This window comes from Escherichia sp. MOD1-EC6819, assembly GCF_002965765.1.
GTDB classification, from domain to species: domain Bacteria; phylum Pseudomonadota; class Gammaproteobacteria; order Enterobacterales; family Enterobacteriaceae; genus Escherichia; species Escherichia ruysiae.
Map to the genome: position 1 here is coordinate 329,894 of NZ_PTRG01000003.1, position 19,387 is coordinate 349,280.

A 19,387-nucleotide genomic window follows, 5' to 3' on the forward strand; every position below is an offset into this window, starting at 1 on the left:
GGAAACGCATTATGTCGCACGTAGAGTTGCAACCGGGTTTTGACTTTCAGCAAGCAGGTAAAGAAGTCCTGGCGATTGAACGTGAATGCCTGGCGGAGCTTGATCAATACATCAATCAGAATTTCGCGCTCGCTTGCGAAAAGATGTTTTGGTGTAAAGGTAAAGTCGTGGTTATGGGGATGGGCAAATCGGGACACATTGGACGCAAAATGGCCGCGACCTTTGCCAGCACCGGTACTCCGTCATTTTTCGTCCATCCTGGCGAAGCCGCGCATGGCGATTTAGGCATGGTCACCCCGCAGGATGTGGTAATAGCTATCTCTAACTCTGGTGAATCCAGCGAAATCAATGCCTTGATTCCGGTGCTTAAGCGTCTTCACGTGCCGTTAATCTGCATTACCGGTCGCCCGGAGAGCAGCATGGCTCGTGCCGCAGATGTGCATCTGTGTGTTAAAGTAGCAAAAGAAGCCTGCCCGTTGGGGCTGGCCCCGACCAGCAGCACCACCGCCACGCTGGTTATGGGCGATGCGCTCGCCGTCGCTCTGTTAAAAGCGCGCGGCTTTACCGCCGAAGATTTTGCGCTCTCACATCCCGGCGGCGCACTGGGTCGTAAACTTCTGCTGCGCGTAAACGATATTATGCATACGGGTGATGAAATCCCGCATGTCAAAAAAACCGCCAGCCTGCGCGATGCATTACTGGAAGTTACCCGCAAAAATCTTGGTATGACCGTCATTTGCGATGACAATATGATGATTGAAGGCATCTTTACCGACGGTGATTTACGCCGTGTCTTCGATATGGGCGTGGATGTCCGTCAATTAAGTATTGCCGATGTGATGACGCCGGGGGGAATTCGCGTACGCCCTGGCATTCTGGCCGTTGAGGCACTGAACTTAATGCAGTCCCGCCATATCACCTCCGTAATGGTTGCCGATGGCGACCATTTACTCGGTGTGTTACATATGCATGATTTACTGCGTGCTGGCGTAGTGTAAAGATTCAAGGATAAACAACAATGAATAAAGCAGGTGCGTCACTTGAGACCTGTTACGGCCCTGTCAGTGCCGACGTTATGGCAAAAGCAGAAAATATTCGTCTGCTGATCCTTGACGTCGATGGCGTGCTGTCAGATGGCCTGATTTATATGGGCAACAACGGCGAAGAACTTAAAGCGTTCAATGTTCGTGATGGTTATGGCATTCGTTGTGCGCTCACCTCTGATATTGAAGTCGCCATCATTACCGGGCGAAAGGCTAAACTGGTAGAAGATCGCTGTGCCACATTGGGGATTACTCACTTGTATCAGGGGCAGTCGAATAAACTTATCGCCTTTAGCGATCTGCTGGAAAAACTGGCGATCGCCCCGGAAAACGTGGCTTACGTTGGGGATGATCTCATCGACTGGCCGGTAATGGAAAAAGTGGGCCTAAGCGTAGCCGTGGCCGATGCGCATCCGCTGTTGCTCCCGCGCGCCGATTACGTGACTCGCATTGCTGGCGGTCGCGGCGCAGTGCGTGAAGTTTGCGACTTATTACTCCTGGCGCAGGGCAAACTGGATGAAGCCAAAGGGCAATCGATATGAGTAAAGCCAGACGTTGGGTTATCATTGTGCTATCACTGGCGGTTCTGGTGATGATCGGCATTAACATGACCGAGAAAGACGATACCGCCCAGGTGGTCGTCAACAACAATGATCCCACCTATAAAAGCGAGCATACGGACACGCTCGTCTATAACCCAGAAGGGGCGCTAAGCTATCGATTGATTGCTCAACACGTTGAATATTATTCCGATCAGGCCGTTTCGTGGTTTACGCAACCGGTACTTACTACGTTTGATAAGGATAAAATCCCGACATGGTCCGTAAAAGCGGATAAAGCCAAGCTGACTAATGATCGGATGCTCTATTTATATGGACACGTTGAAGTCAACGCACTCGTGCCGGACTCTCAACTTCGCAGAATCACGACGGATAACGCGCAGATCAATCTGGTGACGCAGGATGTTACCTCTGAAGACCTCGTCACGTTATACGGAACAACATTTAACTCCAGCGGTCTGAAAATGCGCGGCAACTTACGCAGCAAGAACGCCGAGCTGATTGAAAAGGTTAGAACATCCTATGAAATTCAAAACAAACAAACTCAGCCTTAATCTTGTGCTTGCCAGCTCTCTTCTGGCCGCCAGTATTCCGGCATTTGCCGTTACCGGAGACACTGACCAGCCGATTCACATTGAGTCGGATCAGCAATCTCTTGATATGCAAGGCAACGTAGTCACCTTCACGGGTAACGTCATCGTTACCCAGGGCACCATCAAAATTAATGCCGATAAAGTGGTCGTTACCCGCCCGGGCGGCGAGCAGGGCAAAGAAGTGATCGATGGCTACGGTAAGCCAGCGACGTTCTATCAAATGCAGGACAACGGTAAACCTGTCGAAGGTCACGCTTCCCAGATGCATTACGAACTGGCGAAAGATTTTGTCGTTCTGACCGGTAATGCTTATCTGCAGCAGGTCGATAGCAATATAAAGGGCGATAAGATCACATACCTGGTGAAAGAGCAGAAAATGCAGGCCTTCAGCGATAAAGGTAAGCGCGTAACCACCGTTCTGGTGCCGTCGCAGTTGCAGGATAAAAACAACAAAGGCCAGACCCCGGCGCAGAAGAAAGGTAATTAATTCGTTATGGCAACATTAACAGCAAAGAACCTTGCAAAAGCCTACAAGGGTCGCCGCGTGGTGGAAGACGTCAGTCTGACCGTCAACTCCGGGGAAATTGTTGGTCTGCTGGGGCCAAACGGTGCCGGTAAGACCACCACTTTCTACATGGTTGTTGGCATTGTGCCGCGCGATGCAGGCAACATCATTATTGATGATGACGATATCAGCCTGCTGCCATTACACGCGCGCGCGCGCCGTGGTATCGGCTATCTGCCGCAGGAAGCCTCCATTTTCCGCCGCCTCAGCGTTTACGATAACCTGATGGCGGTACTGCAAATTCGTGACGATTTGTCTGCTGAACAACGTGAAGACCGTGCGAACGAGCTGATGGAAGAGTTTCACATTGAGCACCTGCGTGACAGCATGGGGCAATCGCTCTCCGGTGGTGAACGTCGCCGTGTAGAAATTGCCCGCGCACTGGCTGCGAATCCGAAATTTATTCTGCTTGATGAACCGTTTGCCGGGGTTGACCCGATCTCGGTTATCGACATCAAACGCATCATTGAGCACCTGCGCGACAGCGGCCTGGGTGTGCTGATCACCGACCATAACGTGCGTGAAACACTGGCAGTTTGTGAACGCGCTTATATCGTTAGTCAGGGGCATTTGATCGCCCACGGCACACCTACAGAAATCTTACAAGACGAACACGTTAAGCGTGTATACCTTGGGGAAGACTTCAGACTCTGATAGGGTAGAAGCTCGCGACGTTTTAGCAGGAGAGTACGATTCTGAACATGAAGCAAGGTTTGCAACTCAGGCTTAGTCAGCAACTGGCGATGACGCCTCAGCTACAACAGGCAATTCGTCTGTTGCAGCTGTCCACGCTGGAACTTCAACAGGAGCTGCAGCAGGCGCTGGAGAGTAATCCACTGCTTGAGCAAATCGACACTCATGATGAAATCGACACTCACGAAACGCCAGACAGCGAAACGCTGGACACCGCTGACGCGCTCGAACAAAAAGAGATGCCGGAAGAGCTGCCGCTCGACGCCAGTTGGGACACCATCTATACAGCCGGTACGCCGTCCGGCACCAGCGGTGACTACATTGACGACGAACTGCCGGTCTATCAAGGCGAAACGACGCAGACCTTGCAGGATTACCTGATGTGGCAGGTCGAGCTGACACCGTTTTCCGACACTGACCGCGCTATTGCTACCTCTATCGTTGATGCCGTTGATGATACCGGTTATCTCACCGTCCCACTGGAAGATATTCTCGAAAGCATGGGCGATGAAGAGATCGACATCGATGAAGTTGAAGCGGTCCTTAAGCGGATCCAACGGTTTGATCCGGTCGGTGTGGCGGCGAAAGATCTGCGTGACTGCCTGCTGATCCAACTCTCCCAATTCGATAAGACCACGCCGTGGCTGGAAGAGGCCAGGCTGATCATTAGCGATTATCTCGATCTGTTAGCCAATCACGACTTCCGCACTTTAATGCGCGTCACGCGTCTGAAAGAAGATGTGCTGAAAGAAGCCGTCAATCTGATCCAGTCGCTCGATCCACGCCCCGGTCAGTCGATCCAGACCGGTGAGCCGGAATATGTCATTCCAGATGTGTTGGTGCGTAAGCATAACGGCCACTGGACGGTGGAACTCAACAGCGACAGCATTCCGCGTCTGCAAATCAACCAGCACTACGCCTCGATGTGCAATAACACACGTAACGATGGCGACAGCCAGTTTATCCGCAGCAATCTGCAGGATGCCAAATGGTTGATTAAGAGTCTGGAAAGCCGTAACGATACGCTACTGCGCGTGAGTCGCTGTATTGTTGAACAGCAGCAAGCCTTCTTTGAGCAAGGCGAAGAATATATGAAACCGATGGTACTGGCCGACATCGCCCAGGCCGTCGAAATGCATGAATCGACGATATCTCGCGTGACCACGCAAAAGTACCTGCATAGTCCACGAGGCATTTTTGAACTGAAGTATTTTTTCTCCAGTCACGTCAATACCGAGGGCGGCGGCGAAGCCTCGTCCACGGCGATTCGTGCGCTGGTGAAGAAATTAATCGCGGCGGAAAACCCAGCGAAACCGTTGAGCGACAGCAAGTTAACCTCTTTGCTGTCGGAACAAGGTATCATGGTGGCACGCCGCACTGTTGCGAAATACCGAGAGTCTTTATCCATTCCGCCGTCAAACCAGCGTAAACAGCTCGTTTGACCCAACCGATAAGGAAGACACTATGCAGCTCAACATTACCGGAAATAACGTCGAGATCACCGAGGCCCTGCGCGAATTTGTCACATCAAAATTTGCCAAACTTGAGCAATATTTTGACCGAATCAACCAGGTCTATGTTGTTCTGAAAGTGGAGAAAGTCACCCATACCTCAGATGCAACACTGCATGTAAACGGTGGCGAAATTCATGCCAGCGCGGAAGGTCAGGACATGTATGCTGCCATTGATGGCTTAATTGATAAGCTGGCACGCCAGTTGACCAAGCATAAAGATAAATTGAAACAACACTAATTGTCCGGGCAATTAGCAAGTGCATGGCGGCCTGTTGTGCGACACAACGGGCCATTTGTACAGTTAATGCTCCGAACCTGTCCCACGATTTGAGTGGTCAGGTTCTTAGGTGAAATTATGACAAATAATGATACAACTCTACAGCTTAGCAGTGTTCTTAACAGGGAATGTACGCGAAGCCGCGTCCACTGTCAGAGCAAAAAACGTGCACTGGAAATTATCAGCGAACTGGCTGCGAAACAACTCAGCCTGCCGCCTCAGGTGGTTTTTGAAGCTATTCTGACGCGGGAAAAAATGGGCAGTACCGGTATCGGTAATGGCATTGCCATTCCGCATGGCAAACTGGAAGAAGATACTCTGCGTGCCGTTGGTGTTTTCGTTCAGCTCGAAACGCCTATAGCTTTCGATGCCATCGACAACCAACCGGTGGATTTACTTTTTGCCCTGCTGGTGCCGGCTGACCAAACTAAAACGCACCTGCATACTCTTTCGCTGGTGGCGAAACGTCTGGCGGACAAAACCATCTGCCGCCGTTTACGTGCAGCCCAGAGTGATGAAGAGCTGTATCAAATCATTACGGATACCGAAGGTACTCCGGATGAAGCGTAGTTATTCTGTAATGTCTCTTTTAGACGTTGTGAGGAGAAACAGTACATGGTACTGATGATCGTCAGCGGACGTTCAGGCTCAGGTAAATCTGTCGCCCTGCGTGCGCTGGAAGATATGGGTTTTTACTGCGTGGATAACCTTCCCGTAGTGCTGTTACCCGATCTGGCTCGCACGCTCGCCGATCGCGAGATTTCTGCCGCCGTCAGCATTGATGTTCGTAATATGCCGGAGTCACCAGAAATATTCGAACAGGCGATGAGTAACCTGCCTGATGCTTTCTCACCGCAACTGCTGTTCCTGGATGCTGATCGTAACACCCTGATTCGTCGTTACAGCGATACGCGCCGTCTGCATCCGCTCTCCAGCAAGAACCTGTCGCTGGAAAGTGCTATCGACAAAGAAAGCGATCTGCTGGAGCCACTGCGTTCGCGGGCAGATTTGATTGTCGATACCTCAGAAATGTCCGTTCACGAGTTAGCAGAAATGTTGCGTACCCGTTTGCTGGGTAAACGCGAGCGTGAACTGACGATGGTCTTTGAGTCCTTCGGCTTCAAACACGGTATCCCTATCGATGCCGATTACGTCTTTGATGTGCGCTTCTTGCCGAACCCGCACTGGGATCCGAAACTGCGTCCAATGACAGGTCTTGATAAACCTGTCGCCGCGTTCCTCGACCGCCACACAGAAGTACACAATTTTATCTACCAGACGCGAAGCTACCTTGAACTATGGTTACCTATGCTGGAAACCAACAACCGTAGCTACCTGACGGTCGCCATTGGTTGTACCGGCGGGAAGCACCGTTCGGTGTATATTGCAGAACAGCTGGCAGACTACTTCCGCTCGCGCGGTAAAAACGTCCAGTCACGCCATCGTACGCTGGAAAAACGTAAACCATGACCGTCAAGCAAACTGTTGAAATCACAAACAAGCTGGGCATGCATGCCCGGCCTGCCATGAAACTCTTTGAATTAATGCAGGGTTTTGACGCTGAAGTGCTGTTACGTAATGACGAAGGCACCGAGGCTGAAGCGAACAGCGTTATTGCGCTGCTGATGCTGGACTCAGCCAAAGGACGGCAGATTGAAGTCGAAGCGACCGGTCCACAGGAAGTGGAAGCACTGGCCGCCGTTATCGCCCTCTTTAACTCTGGTTTCGATGAAGATTAATCTTCATAACCCTGACGCTTAATTCCCCCCAGATATACACCTTCAGCCCGTAGGGGTGAAAAAAGTACAAGCGGAAAATGTCCTCATTTTTCGCGACTTGTACATTTTGTGCTCTTTTCTGTACGAACAAAACCTTAAGAAAACCTTAAAAAGTCCTGTTTAGGTTTTGTTTAAGTTAAGTCCTCATACTGGAGATTGTCAGAAAATATTTCCAGGAGATGGCATGATTCGCTTATCTGAACAAAGTCCCCTGGGCACCGGAAGACATCGGAAATGTTACGCGCATCCGGAAGATGCCCAACGCTGTATCAAGATTGTCTACCACCGTGGCGACGGTGGTGATAAAGAGATCCGCCGTGAGTTAAAGTACTATGCGCACCTTGGTCGTCGTTTGAAAGACTGGAGCGGTATTCCACGCTATCACGGTACGGTTGAGACGGATTGTGGAACCGGTTATGTCTACGATGTCATTGCCGATTTTGATGGCAAGCCGTCTATTACATTGACCGAATTTGCTGGACAATGCCGTTACGAAGAAGATGTTGCTCAGTTGCGTCAGTTACTGAAGCAGCTGAAGCGTTATTTGCAGGATAACCGCATCGTGACGATGTCGCTGAAGCCGCAGAATATTCTTTGCCACCGCATCAGCGAGTCAGAAATCATTCCCGTCGTCTGTGACAACATTGGTGAAAGCACGTGGATTCCGCTGGCGACCTGGTCGAAGTGGTGTTGTCTACGTAAGCAAGAGCGTTTGTGGCAACGTTTTATCGCTCAACCCGCGTTATCGGTCGCCCTGAAGAAAGGCGCACAACTCAGTGAGAACAAGAAACTCACCCTCACCTCGCGCGAAGCTTAATCCAGCTGGTGTTGTCGCATAAACGACTCACCGCCCAACTGATGTATCTGCCGTAAAATCCACGCCTGACGGCTACGCACGTAGCCTGACGGTGCGGAATCTTTAAAGCGTAGTGGGTTCGGAAGTACCGCTGCCAGTAAGGCAGCCTCCGACTGAGTGAGTTTGCTCGCGGGTTTGTGGAAATAGCGTTGCGCTGCGGCTTCAACACCAAACACACCATCGCCAAATTCGGCGATATTCAGGTAAACCGTCAGGATACGCTTTTTGCTCCAGACCGTTTCTATCCCCAATGTCAGACCTGCTTCCAGCCCTTTACGTATCCAGCTACGCCCATCCCATAAAAAGAGATTTTTGGCTGTCTGCTGAGAAATCGTTGATGCGCCGCGAATACGATTTTCATTGCGCTCGTTGTGCGCCAGGGCTTTCTCAATGGAAGCGACATCAAAGCCCCAGTGCTCAGGGAATTTCTGATCTTCTGCGGCAATCACTGCCAGCCCCATCCACGGCGAGATTTGATCCATACTGACCCAGTCAGAATGCGCCACGTAACGAAAATTGCCATGCAGCCAGGCACTGACCTGTCGCTCGACCATCACCGCTGAGAACGGGACAGGCGCTATGCTAAACAACGCGATGCCCCCGCCCCATAAAACGGCGAGGACAACCACTAACCGCAGAAGAAAACGACGAACGAAACCGAACGCCGTTAAGCGGCTTTTACTCATTCAGCCAGAACCAGCACGCGGGAAACCAGCTTATCAATGCCGTTCGCCGCTTCCGCAATGTTCTGTGCCAACATATAAGCCGGTGTAGTGACAATCTTATTGTCTTCATCAACCACGATATCATCGACCGGACACGGTACATGCTCTGCGCCCATCTCTTCCAGCACTTCTGCGGTATCGATATCAGTACCGATGGTCAAACGCAGTGGGAAATCGAAAATTTTCGGCAGCATCGCCGGGGCAATACACATAAAACCAAGCGGTTTACCGGCCTGATGCATCGCTTGCGCCAGCGCCTTTAATTCACGCTCAACAGTGCATTCACTGCCAAGGCTGGCAAAATTGCTTAAATTCTTCGCCGCACCAAAGCCACCAGGCACAATCAACGCATCCAGTTCGGCAGCATCGGCCTGAGCCAGAGGACGGATCTCACCACGCGCAATACGCGCGGCTTCAATCAGCACATTGCGCGATTCCGTCATCGCCTCGCCGGTTAAATGGTTGATAACGTCAACCTGCTGCTTATCCGGTGCAAAGCAGACCGCCTGCGCGCCGCTACGCGATATCGCCAGTAACGTCAACACAGCTTCATGAATTTCGGAACCGTCATAAACGCCGCACCCGCTCAGAACTACGCCAATTTTCTTCATTGTGATCATCCTTTCGCAACTGACTGAAACACATTAATCTTTTTAATAAAAATGCTACGCATCACACATTTAACTGATTCATGTAACAAATCATTTAAGATTTGCTATCTTAACTGCGTGCGGCCTGAAAAACAGTGCTGTGCCCTTGTAACTCATCATAATAATTTACGGCGCAGCCAAGATTTCCCTGGTGTTGGCGCAGTATTCGCGCACCCCGGTCTAGCCGGGGTCATTTTTTAGTGGCTTTTGCCACCCACGCTTTCAGCACGTCTACGTCATGACGCCACTCTTCTTTCATCTCTTCAATCCATTCACCTACGTTATCTTCCCACGCAGGAAGGTCGGGAGACTGAATTTGCTGACCCAACTGTTGTAGATGGCGTAACCCCACTGAACCCGCCGCGCCTTTAATTTTATGCCCTTCCTCGACGATGCCTTTTTTATCCTGCGCCGTCAGATTCGATTCCAGCACGCTGACATAGCCCGGCATCATCTTCTCAAACACCGCTAACCCGTCGGTAATCAACTTCGGCCCTACAAGTTCGAGATACTGTTCCAGCATGGGAATATCGAGTAATGCTTCAGATTTGCTGTTCTCTTCTGTCGTCACCGTGCTCTCCTCATCATCCGGGGTATCCCAGAATTTCTTGATCATCGCGGTTAGCGCCGGTACGGAAAGCGGCTTACTCAGCACATCATCCATTCCAGCATTGAGGTACTCCTGTTTATCTTTCAGCACATTGGCAGTTAAAGCCACCAGCGGCGGTAAATCTTCGCGCGGATAACGCTTCGTCAGTTCACGAGAGATATCCAACCCGGTCATATCTGGCAACTGAATATCCAGCAATACCAGGTCGTATTCGCCCGGCTTAAACATCTCCAGCGCCGCCTTGCCGGTCATTGCTACATCAACGCTGTTACCTAATTTTTCCAGTACAGAACGCGCGACAATAACGTTCAGTTCAATGTCTTCCACCAGCAGCACATTTAGTGCCGGTAAAGGCATATCGTCTTCATCAAACGCATCATCGACCTCTTCTGCCACCGACGGTGCGTGGATCGTCAACCTAAAGGTTGAACCTTTGCCCTGTTCGCTGGTAACAGTAATATCGCCGCCCATATTTTTCGCCAGCCGACGAGAAACGGCCAGACCAATGCCGGTGCCGGTGGCAGGTTTACCGCCGTGACTGTCTTTCACCTGGTAATACATAGCAAAAATTTTATCCAGCTCATCCTGCGGAATGCCGATGCCTGAGTCTTCCACTTCAAAATGCAGCATGTCGCCTTCATCGTAGCGCACGCGCACGGTAACCTGACCTTGCTGGGTAAATTTGACGGCGTTACTGATGAGATTCCACAGGATCTGCCGTAAACGCGTACCGTCGGTAATGACCTGATGCGGTAATGGTAGCGTCGGTTCCAGATTAAAGCGCAGCCCTTTTTGTTGCGCCTGCAATGCGGAAAGATTTTCCAGATCGGCAAGGAAGCTGGTGAAATCAACCGGCTGATTATCAAGCTGAACCTTGCGGCGCTCCATCTTATCCATGTCGATAATATCGTTAAAAATATTCCCCAAAGTGACTGCGGAAACATGGATGGTTTTGAGATATTTTTCCTGCTCAGCAGTGAGTTCCGTATCCAGCAGAATGCGGCTTAAACCAACGATACCGTTCAGAGGTGTACGCAATTCGTGACTGATGGTGGAAATAAACGTCGTTTTATCGCGGCTGGCGCGTTCGAGCGCATCCTGATACCGCTTACGCTCGGTAATGTCGCGACCAAAGCCCATCAAACCATGCCGTTTACCCACACGGTCGTAGTACGGCACTTTACGGATTTCAAAGCAGGCTTTGCGTCCGTCCGGATAATCCAGCCACTGTTCATAAGTCAGTGACACATTATGACGAAACACTTTCTCATCGGTTTCAATAACTTTCGCGGCGGCTTCCGGCGAGTAAACATCAGCAGGTTTCAGGTGAACCAGTTGTTTTTCGCTCTTCCCGGTTAGCAATTCCATTGCACGGTTACAGCCGGAAAACTCTTTATCTTCGTTACGGTAAAAAACCAGATCTGGAGAGGCGTCAAGGAAGGAACGTAAAAAAGAGGATTGCTGTTCGAGCTGAATTTGTGTCTCTTCACGCTCTTTGATTTCAATTTTCAGCTGACCGAAGGTTTCCTGCAATTCAGCTTCAGCTTTTTCACGAACGGCGATTTCCTGATTAAGCTGGGTAATATTGTCTTTTAACTGAACGTTGAGGCTCAGATCGCGCTCGCGCATCTCCTCCAGTTTTTGCACCAGCCGTGACAGACGTTGTCGTGACTCCTCCAGTTGCTCGACGACCACCGAAAGAAAGTAGACCGCCCACGGCGTAATCAGCAGACCAAAGAAGATAGAACGAATAACATCAATACTTTCGACCTGACCATGCAGCACCATGGTCACCGCCATTTGCACCACAATGGCGAGAACGACAAGAGCCAGCGCCAGCAACATTGAGAAGCGCACCAGACCTAACTTCATCATCAGGTCAACATAATACTGCGCCAGCAGACGAATTTGCTTCATTAGGGAATTCCTTCACGACAACCTGCCCCAATAATACCCAATTCTGACAGTTACGTTATAAATTGTGTGAGAAATGCGGAATTCCCCTCAATGGCCTACGCCGTTGGAGGTAGCCACGGACGTCCCAGCGCCGATCCCTGTACGCCATGTTCATTCAGATAGCGATCCAGCTCGACCATACCCGTCCAGCGATTTTCACACCACAGCGGAGCAAGTAACGTCGGGCGACGGGCGCTGGCGGAAATGCGGTGGTAGATAACTTCCGGTGGCGTATGGCGAATCATCTCTCCCGCCGTCAGCGTGTAATCGTCCAGTTCAATACCGTTCAAACGTCCCGCTTCCCAGGCTTTCGCCATAATGCTGCCTTTCACGATATGCAGGGGATGAAGCTTGATGCCGTCCACGCCGGTTTCAACCACTCTCTCCAGTGTTTGCAAACATTCCGCTTGCCCTTCGCCAGGCAGGCCGACAATTAAGTGAGAACACACCTTAAGCCCACGCTGACGCGCCAGCTGGGTCGTGCGCTGATAGCAGGCAAAATCATGTCCGCGATTGATGCGATGCAGCGTTTTGTCGTGCGCGGTTTGCAGCCCCAGCTCCAGCCACACTTCGTAGCCCTGGTCTTTATATTCACAAAGCAGATCCAACACCGCATCCGGCACGCAGTCCGGGCGCGTACCAACACACAAACCGACAATATTGGCCTGGCTCACCGCCTGTTGATACATGGAACGCAGCACCTGAACTTCCGCAAAGGTGCTGGTATAAGCCTGAAAGTAGGCCAGATAGCGTTTCGCACGGTTAACCAGATTCGCCTGATGCGCCAGCTGTTCAGCAATGGAGCGGTGTTGCTGCGCTTCGTCGGCAAACGAAGCAACATTACAGAATGTGCATCCGCCGCGTCCGATGGTTCCGTCACGATTCGGGCAGCTAAAACCGCCATGCAGCGTCAGTTTATGCACCTTTTGCCCGTAACGACGGGTAAGATCCCCACCAAACATATTGACTAATTTCTGTAACTGCATAATCTGATAGACCGCGCCTTGAAAAGAGGCCAAAGCCTGCCATTTTTAGCTCAATTCGGCGATGACCTGGATCAATCGTCCCGACCTGCTTATACCAACTGCATAATAAATCACAATTACTGAAATTTAATGCAATAGCACATAAATTACTTTTGCTTATCTTGCGTCGGATTTTTTTATCCGCTAATGGATTTTAAACAAAAACAGTAGCATGAAATGCCTTTTCCTCTTAAGACAGTATAAAACACTGCTTCAAACGTCAATTCAAGGCAGGATAAGGGTTAACTCGCCGCTAAAGTAGTCAGGCACTCAACGTTTTCCTTTTTCTCTTTCCATTAATTAAGAATAACAAATTTAGTTTAAATTCAATAAATTAACAAAGAATTTTGCGCTAAAGCACATTTCCAGAGCAATAAGCTTGCCATTTGACCTGTATCAGCTTTCCCGATAAGTTGGAAATCCGCTGGAAGCTTTCTGGATGAGCAGCCTGCTCATCATATTTATGCAGTAATTGAGTTCCCCTCTTCACCGTATTAACTGATGCGAAAAGGACAAAAAAGGGGGCGAATGCGAGGTAAGCGTATGAAACGCAAACCCCGTCGCCATGCTCTTTCTGTGCCCGTGCGCAGCGGTTCGGTAGTGGGGTTCCCGCAGAGCCTGGGGGAGGTTCACGATATGTTGTACGATAAATCCCTTGAGAGGGATAACTGTGGTTTCGGCCTGATCGCCCACATAGAAGGCGAACCTAGCCACAAGGTAGTGCGTACTGCAATACACGCACTGGCTCGTATGCAGCACCGTGGCGCGATTCTCGCTGATGGTAAAACTGGTGACGGTTGCGGCCTGCTGTTACAAAAACCGGATCGCTTTTTTCGCATCGTTGCGCAGGAACGCGGCTGGCGTTTAGCGAAAAACTACGCCGTCGGGATGATCTTCCTGAATAAAGATCCTGAACTCGCCGCCGCCGCACGCCGCGTCGTTGAAGAAGAGCTACAACGCGAAACCTTGTCGATTGTCGGCTGGCGTGATGTCCCTACCAACGAAGGTGTACTGGGTGAAATCGCCCTCTCCTCGCTGCCGCGCATTGAGCAAATTTTTGTGAACGCCCCGGCAGGCTGGCGTCCGCGCGATATGGAGCGCCGTCTGTTTATCGCCCGTCGCCGCATCGAAAAACGTCTCGAAGCCGATAAAGACTTCTACGTCTGTAGCCTGTCGAATCTGGTCAACATCTATAAAGGTCTGTGTATGCCGGCGGATTTGCCGCGCTTTTACCTGGATCTTGCGGATCTGCGTCTGGAATCTGCTATCTGCCTGTTCCATCAACGCTTCTCCACCAACACCGTGCCACGCTGGCCGCTGGCGCAGCCGTTCCGCTATCTGGCGCACAACGGCGAAATCAACACTATCACCGGTAACCGTCAGTGGGCGCGCGCCCGTACTTATAAATTCCAGACGCCGCTGATCCCGGATTTGCACGACGCCGCGCCGTTCGTCAACGAAACCGGCTCTGACTCCAGTTCGATGGATAACATGCTGGAACTGCTGCTGGCAGGCGGGATGGATATCATCCGCGCCATGCGTCTGTTAGTTCCACCCGCCTGGCAGAACAACCCGGATATGGATCCGGAACTGCGCGCGTTCTTCGATTTTAACTCCATGCATATGGAGCCGTGGGATGGCCCGGCGGGCATCGTGATGTCAGACGGTCGCTTCGCTGCTTGTAACCTCGACCGTAACGGTCTGCGTCCAGCGCGCTACGTCATCACCAAAGATAAGCTCATCACCTGCGCCTCTGAAGTCGGCATCTGGGATTATCAGCCTGACGAAGTGGTCGAAAAAGGCCGCGTGGGGCCGGGCGAACTGATGGTGATCGACACCCGCAGTGGGCGTATTCTGCACTCGGCAGAAACCGATGATGACCTGAAAAGCCGCCATCCGTATAAAGAGTGGATGGAGAAAAACGTTCGCCGCCTGGTGCCGTTTGAAGACTTGCCCGATGAAGAAGTGGGTAGCCGTGAACTGGACGACGACACGCTTGCCAGCTACCAGAAACAGTTTAACTACAGCGCGGAAGAACTGGACTCTGTGATCCGTGTGCTGGGCGAAAACGGTCAGGAAGCGGTCGGTTCGATGGGCGACGACACCCCATTCGCCGTGCTCTCCAGCCAGCCGCGCATTATTTACGACTACTTCCGCCAGCAGTTTGCCCAGGTGACTAACCCGCCAATCGACCCGCTGCGTGAAGCGCATGTTATGTCGCTCGCTACCAGCATCGGGCGCGAAATGAACGTCTTCTGTGAAGCCGAAGGCCAGGCACACCGTTTAAGCTTTAAATCGCCGATTCTGCTCTACTCCGATTTCAAACAGCTCACGACGATGAAAGAAGAGCACTACCGCGCAGATACCCTGGATATCACCTTTGACGCAACCAAAAACACGCTCGAAGCGACGGTCAAAGAGCTGTGCGATAAAGCCGAAAAAATGGTGCGTAGCGGCACCGTGCTGCTGGTGCTTTCCGACCGGAATATCGCTAAAGATCGCCTGCCGGTTCCAGCCCCGATGGCGGTTGGCGCGATCCAGACCCGTCTGGTCGATCAAAGCCTGCGTTGCGACGCCAACATCATCGTCGAAACCGCCAGCGCCCGCGATCCACACCACTTCGCCGTGTTGCTGGGCTTCGGCGCGACGGCTATTTATCCGTACCTTGCCTATGAAACACTGGGTCGCCTGGTTGACACCCACGCGATTGCCAAAAATTATCGTACTGTGATGCTCAACTACCGTAACGGCATCAACAAAGGCTTGTACAAAATCATGTCCAAGATGGGCATCTCCACCATCGCCTCTTACCGCTGCTCGAAACTGTTTGAGGCGGTCGGTCTGCACGATGATGTTGTGAGCCTGTGCTTCCAGGGCGCGGTCAGCCGCATTGGCGGGGCAGGCTTCGAAGACTTCCAGCAGGATCTGCTGAATCTGTCAAAACGAGCCTGGCTGGCGCGTAAGCCCATCAGCCAGGGCGGCCTGCTGAAATATGTGCATGGCGGCGAATACCACGCCTACAATCCAGACGTCGTGCGCACGCTGCAGCAGGCGGTACAGAGCGGCGAGTACAGCGACTATCAGGAATACGCGAAGCTGGTTAACGAGCGCCCGGCAACAACGCTGCGCGATCTGCTGGCAATTACGCCGGGTGAAAACGCGGTCAACATTGCTGATGTTGAACCGGCAAGCGAACTGTTTAAACGCTTCGATACCGCTGCGATGTCTATCGGCGCGTTAAGCCCGGAAGCCCACGAGGCACTGGCGGAAGCGATGAACAGCATCGGCGGCAACTCCAACTCCGGTGAAGGGGGTGAAGATCCGGCGCGCTACGGCACCAACAAAGTCTCGCGCATTAAACAGGTCGCTTCCGGTCGCTTCGGCGTCACTCCGGCGTATCTGGTCAATGCCGACGTGATTCAGATTAAAGTCGCTCAGGGCGCGAAGCCGGGCGAAGGCGGTCAGTTGCCGGGCGATAAAGTCACTCCTTACATCGCCAAACTGCGCTATTCCGTACCCGGCGTAACGTTGATCTCCCCGCCACCGCACCACGATATCTACTCTATCGAGGACTTAGCGCAGCTTATTTTCGACCTGAAACAGGTTAACCCGAAAGCGATGATCTCCGTGAAGCTGGTGTCTGAGCCGGGCGTTGGCACTATCGCCACCGGCGTGGCGAAAGCCTATGCGGACTTGATCACCATCGCAGGCTATGACGGCGGCACTGGAGCAAGTCCACTTTCGTCGGTGAAATACGCAGGCTGCCCGTGGGAGCTGGGGCTTGTTGAAACCCAACAGGCGCTGGTTGCCAACGGCTTGCGTCATAAGATCCGTTTGCAGGTTGATGGCGGTCTGAAAACCGGCGTCGATATCATCAAAGCAGCCATCCTCGGCGCGGAAAGTTTCGGTTTCGGCACTGGCCCAATGGTGGCGCTCGGCTGTAAATATCTGCGTATTTGCCATCTGAACAACTGCGCCACCGGCGTGGCAACTCAGGACGAAAAACTGCGTAAAAATCACTACCACGGCCTGCCGTTCAAGGTGACGAATTACTTTGAATTTATCGCCCGTGAAACCCGCGAGCTGATGGCACAGCTGGGCGTGACGCGTCTGGTGGATCTGATTGGTCGCACCGACCTGCTGAAAGAGCTGGACGGTTTCACCGCTAAACAGCAAAAACTGGCGCTATCGAAGCTGCTGGAGACTGCCGAGCCGCATCCTGGCAAGGCGCTCTACTGCACCGAAAACAACCCGCCGTTCGATAACGGTCTGCTGAACGCGCAGTTGCTGCAACAGGCGAAACCGTTTGTCGATGAGCGTCAGAGTAAAACCTTCTGGTTCGATATTCGTAACACCGACCGTTCCGTGGGCGCATCGCTTTCAGGTTATATCGCCCAGACGCACGGCGATCAGGGGCTGGCTGCCGATCCGATTAAAGCGTACTTCAACGGCACCGCAGGCCAGAGTTTCGGCGTGTGGAACGCGGGCGGCGTGGAGCTGTATCTGACGGGCGATGCCAACGACTATGTCGGTAAAGGCATGGCGGGCGGCTTAATCGCCATTCGTCCTCCGGTTGGCTCGGCCTTCCGCAGCCACGAGGCGAGCATTATCGGCAACACTTGCCTGTATGGCGCGACCGGCGGTCGTCTGTATGCCGCTGGCCGCGCGGGTGAACGTTTTGGCGTGCGTAACTCCGGTGCGATTACCGTGGTAGAAGGCATTGGCGACAACGGCTGTGAATACATGACGGGTGGTATCGTCTGTATTCTGGGTAAAACCGGTGTTAACTTCGGTGCGGGCATGACCGGCGGCTTCGCTTACGTTCTCGACGAAAGTGGTGATTTCCGCAAACGCGTTAACCCGGAACTGGTCGAGGTCTTAAACGTTGACTCTCTGGCGATCCATGAAGAGCATCTGCGTGGTCTTATCACTGAGCATGTGCAGCATACCGGTTCTCAGCGTGGCGAAGAGATTCTGGCGAACTGGTCAATCTTCGCCACTAAATTTGCGCTGGTTAAACCGAAGTCCAGTGATGTAAAAGCACTGCTGGGGCACCGTAGTCGTAGCGCAGCAGAGTTGCGCGTGCAGGCGCAGTAAGGGGTAGCAACAATGAGTCAGAATGTTTATCAATTTATCGACCTGCAGCGCGTTGATCCGCCAAAGAAACCGCTGAAGATCCGCAAAATTGAGTTTGTTGAAATTTACGAGCCGTTTTCCGAAGGCCAGGCCAAAGCGCAGGCTGACCGCTGCCTGTCGTGCGGCAACCCATACTGCGAGTGGAAATGCCCGGTACACAACTACATCCCGAACTGGCTGAAGCTCGCCAACGAGGGACGTATTTTTGAAGCGGCAGAACTGTCGCATCAAACCAATACCCTGCCGGAAGTGTGTGGACGCGTTTGCCCGCAGGATCGTCTGTGCGAAGGTTCCTGTACCCTGAACGATGAGTTTGGCGCAGTGACCATCGGCAATATTGAGCGTTATATCAATGATAAAGCGTTCGAAATGGGCTGGCGTCCGGATATGTCCGGCGTGAAGCAGACGGGTAAAAAAGTGGCGATTATCGGCGCAGGCCCGGCAGGTCTGGCGTGTGCGGATGTGCTGACACGCAACGGTGTCAAAGCTGTCGTCTTCGACCGTCACCCGGAAATCGGCGGCTTGCTGACCTTCGGTATTCCGGCTTTCAAGCTGGAAAAAGAGGTAATGACGCGCCGCCGTGAAATCTTCACCGGCATGGGTATTGAATTCAAACTCAATACCGAAGTGGGCCGCGACGTACAGCTGGACGATCTGCTGAGTGATTACGATGCCGTGTTCCTTGGCGTCGGGACTTATCAGTCCATGCGCGGCGGATTAGAAAACGAAGATGCCGATGGCGTGTACGCGGCGCTGCCGTTCCTCATCGCCAACACCAAACAGTTGATGGGCTTTGGCGAAACCCGCGATGAACCGTTCGTCAGCATGGAAGGTAAACGCGTGGTGGTACTTGGCGGTGGCGATACCGCGATGGACTGCGTGCGGACTTCCGTGCGCCAGGGTGCTAAGCACGTTACCTGTGCCTATCGTCGTGATGAAGAGAACATGCCGGGTTCCCGCCGCGAAGTGAAAAACGCGCGGGAAGAAGGCGTAGAGTTCAAATTCAACGTCCAGCCGCTGGGTATTGAAGTAAATGGCAACGGTAAAGTCAGCGGCGTGAAAATGGTGCGCACCGAAATGGGCGAACCGGACGCTAAAGGCCGTCGCCGCGCGGAGATCGTGGCAGGTTCCGAACATATCGTTCCGGCAGATGCGGTGATCATGGCGTTTGGTTTCCGCCCGCACAGCATGGAATGGCTGGCAGAACACAGCGTTGAGCTGGATTCACAGGGTCGCATTATCGCTCCGGAAGGTAACGAAAACGCTTTCCAAACCAGCAATCCGAAAATCTTTGCCGGTGGTGACATCGTGCGTGGTTCGGATCTGGTGGTGACCGCCATTGCCGAAGGTCGTAAGGCGGCAGACGGCATTATGAACTGGCTGGAAGTTTAAGCGAGGTAACAATA

The 19,387-nt window shown here is 52.4% G+C and carries 17 protein-coding genes; 13 read left to right on the top strand and 4 right to left on the bottom strand.

Features of this window, described 5'->3' with window-relative positions:
* The first annotated feature begins 11 nt into the window (after positions 1-11).
* The 11 genes from kdsD (at position 12) to yrbL (ending at position 7,840) form a co-directional block, all read left to right on the top strand.
* Positions 12-998, top strand: a complete 987-nt coding sequence (gene kdsD, locus A7Z06_RS05475) for an arabinose-5-phosphate isomerase KdsD (RefSeq protein ID WP_010346512.1) — start codon at positions 12-14, stop codon at positions 996-998.
* Between the two features lie 20 nt (positions 999-1,018).
* Complete coding sequence (gene kdsC / locus A7Z06_RS05480; protein ID WP_001030165.1) at positions 1,019-1,585, top strand: 3-deoxy-manno-octulosonate-8-phosphatase KdsC; 567 nt, start codon at positions 1,019-1,021, stop codon at positions 1,583-1,585.
* Positions 1,582-2,157 carry an LPS export ABC transporter periplasmic protein LptC gene (lptC, locus tag A7Z06_RS05485; RefSeq protein ID WP_000030542.1) on the top strand — a complete coding sequence of 192 codons (576 nt, stop codon included), beginning with the start codon at positions 1,582-1,584 and terminating at the stop codon, positions 2,155-2,157. The genes kdsC and lptC overlap by 4 nt, the downstream gene beginning before the upstream one ends.
* A complete protein-coding gene (gene lptA / locus A7Z06_RS05490; protein WP_000669785.1) occupies positions 2,126-2,683 on the top strand; it encodes a lipopolysaccharide ABC transporter substrate-binding protein LptA in 558 nt (185 codons plus the stop codon). Before lptC ends, lptA begins: the two co-directional genes overlap by 32 nt.
* 6 nt (positions 2,684-2,689) lie before the next feature.
* Complete coding sequence (lptB, locus tag A7Z06_RS05495; RefSeq protein ID WP_000224099.1) at positions 2,690-3,415, top strand: LPS export ABC transporter ATP-binding protein; 726 nt, start codon at positions 2,690-2,692, stop codon at positions 3,413-3,415.
* Positions 3,416-3,462: 47 nt separating this feature from the next.
* On the top strand, positions 3,463-4,896 hold the full coding sequence (gene rpoN / locus A7Z06_RS05500) for an RNA polymerase factor sigma-54 (protein ID WP_000809028.1): 1,434 nt from the start codon (positions 3,463-3,465) through the stop codon (positions 4,894-4,896).
* A gap of 22 nt (positions 4,897-4,918) precedes the next feature.
* Positions 4,919-5,206 (top strand): ribosome hibernation promoting factor, encoded by a 288-nt coding sequence (gene hpf, locus A7Z06_RS05505; protein WP_001176602.1) that lies wholly within the window; start codon positions 4,919-4,921, stop codon positions 5,204-5,206.
* Positions 5,207-5,323: 117 nt separating this feature from the next.
* Positions 5,324-5,815 carry a PTS IIA-like nitrogen regulatory protein PtsN gene (gene ptsN / locus A7Z06_RS05510; RefSeq protein ID WP_000183676.1) on the top strand — a complete coding sequence of 164 codons (492 nt, stop codon included), beginning with the start codon at positions 5,324-5,326 and terminating at the stop codon, positions 5,813-5,815.
* 45 nt (positions 5,816-5,860) lie between these two features.
* On the top strand, positions 5,861-6,715 hold the full coding sequence (rapZ, locus tag A7Z06_RS05515) for an RNase adapter RapZ (RefSeq protein WP_000243741.1): 855 nt from the start codon (positions 5,861-5,863) through the stop codon (positions 6,713-6,715).
* Entirely contained in the window at positions 6,712-6,984 is a 273-nt protein-coding gene (gene npr, locus A7Z06_RS05520) for a PTS phosphocarrier protein NPr (RefSeq protein WP_000216792.1), read from the top strand. Before rapZ ends, npr begins: the two co-directional genes overlap by 4 nt.
* Positions 6,985-7,207: 223 nt before the next feature.
* A complete protein-coding gene (gene yrbL, locus A7Z06_RS05525) occupies positions 7,208-7,840 on the top strand; it encodes a PhoP regulatory network protein YrbL (RefSeq protein ID WP_000620414.1) in 633 nt (210 codons plus the stop codon).
* Here the strand turns inward: yrbL and mtgA are convergent.
* From mtgA to A7Z06_RS05545, 4 genes are all read right to left on the bottom strand, one after another.
* Entirely contained in the window at positions 7,837-8,565 is a 729-nt protein-coding gene (gene mtgA, locus A7Z06_RS05530) for a monofunctional biosynthetic peptidoglycan transglycosylase (RefSeq protein WP_000047057.1), read from the bottom strand. The genes yrbL and mtgA overlap by 4 nt on opposite strands.
* Complete coding sequence (gene elbB, locus A7Z06_RS05535; RefSeq protein WP_010346520.1) at positions 8,562-9,215, bottom strand: isoprenoid biosynthesis glyoxalase ElbB; 654 nt, start codon at positions 9,213-9,215, stop codon at positions 8,562-8,564. The genes mtgA and elbB overlap by 4 nt, the downstream gene beginning before the upstream one ends.
* A gap of 229 nt (positions 9,216-9,444) precedes the next feature.
* Positions 9,445-11,781, bottom strand: coding sequence for an aerobic respiration two-component sensor histidine kinase ArcB (gene arcB / locus A7Z06_RS05540; protein ID WP_000809801.1), 2,337 nt, complete (start codon positions 11,779-11,781; stop codon positions 9,445-9,447).
* A 95-nt stretch (positions 11,782-11,876) separates the two neighbouring features.
* Positions 11,877-12,806, bottom strand: coding sequence for a TIGR01212 family radical SAM protein (locus tag A7Z06_RS05545; protein WP_024165162.1), 930 nt, complete (start codon positions 12,804-12,806; stop codon positions 11,877-11,879).
* A gap of 675 nt (positions 12,807-13,481) precedes the next feature.
* Here A7Z06_RS05545 and gltB point away from each other — a divergent pair.
* Positions 13,482-17,942: a glutamate synthase large subunit gene (gene gltB, locus A7Z06_RS05555; protein ID WP_032226595.1), complete on the top strand. Its 4,461-nt coding sequence runs from the start codon at positions 13,482-13,484 to the stop codon at positions 17,940-17,942.
* Positions 17,943-17,954: 12 nt separating this feature from the next.
* On the top strand, positions 17,955-19,373 hold the full coding sequence (gene gltD / locus A7Z06_RS05560; protein ID WP_000081675.1) for a glutamate synthase subunit GltD: 1,419 nt from the start codon (positions 17,955-17,957) through the stop codon (positions 19,371-19,373).
* Positions 19,374-19,387: the final 14 nt, after the last annotated feature.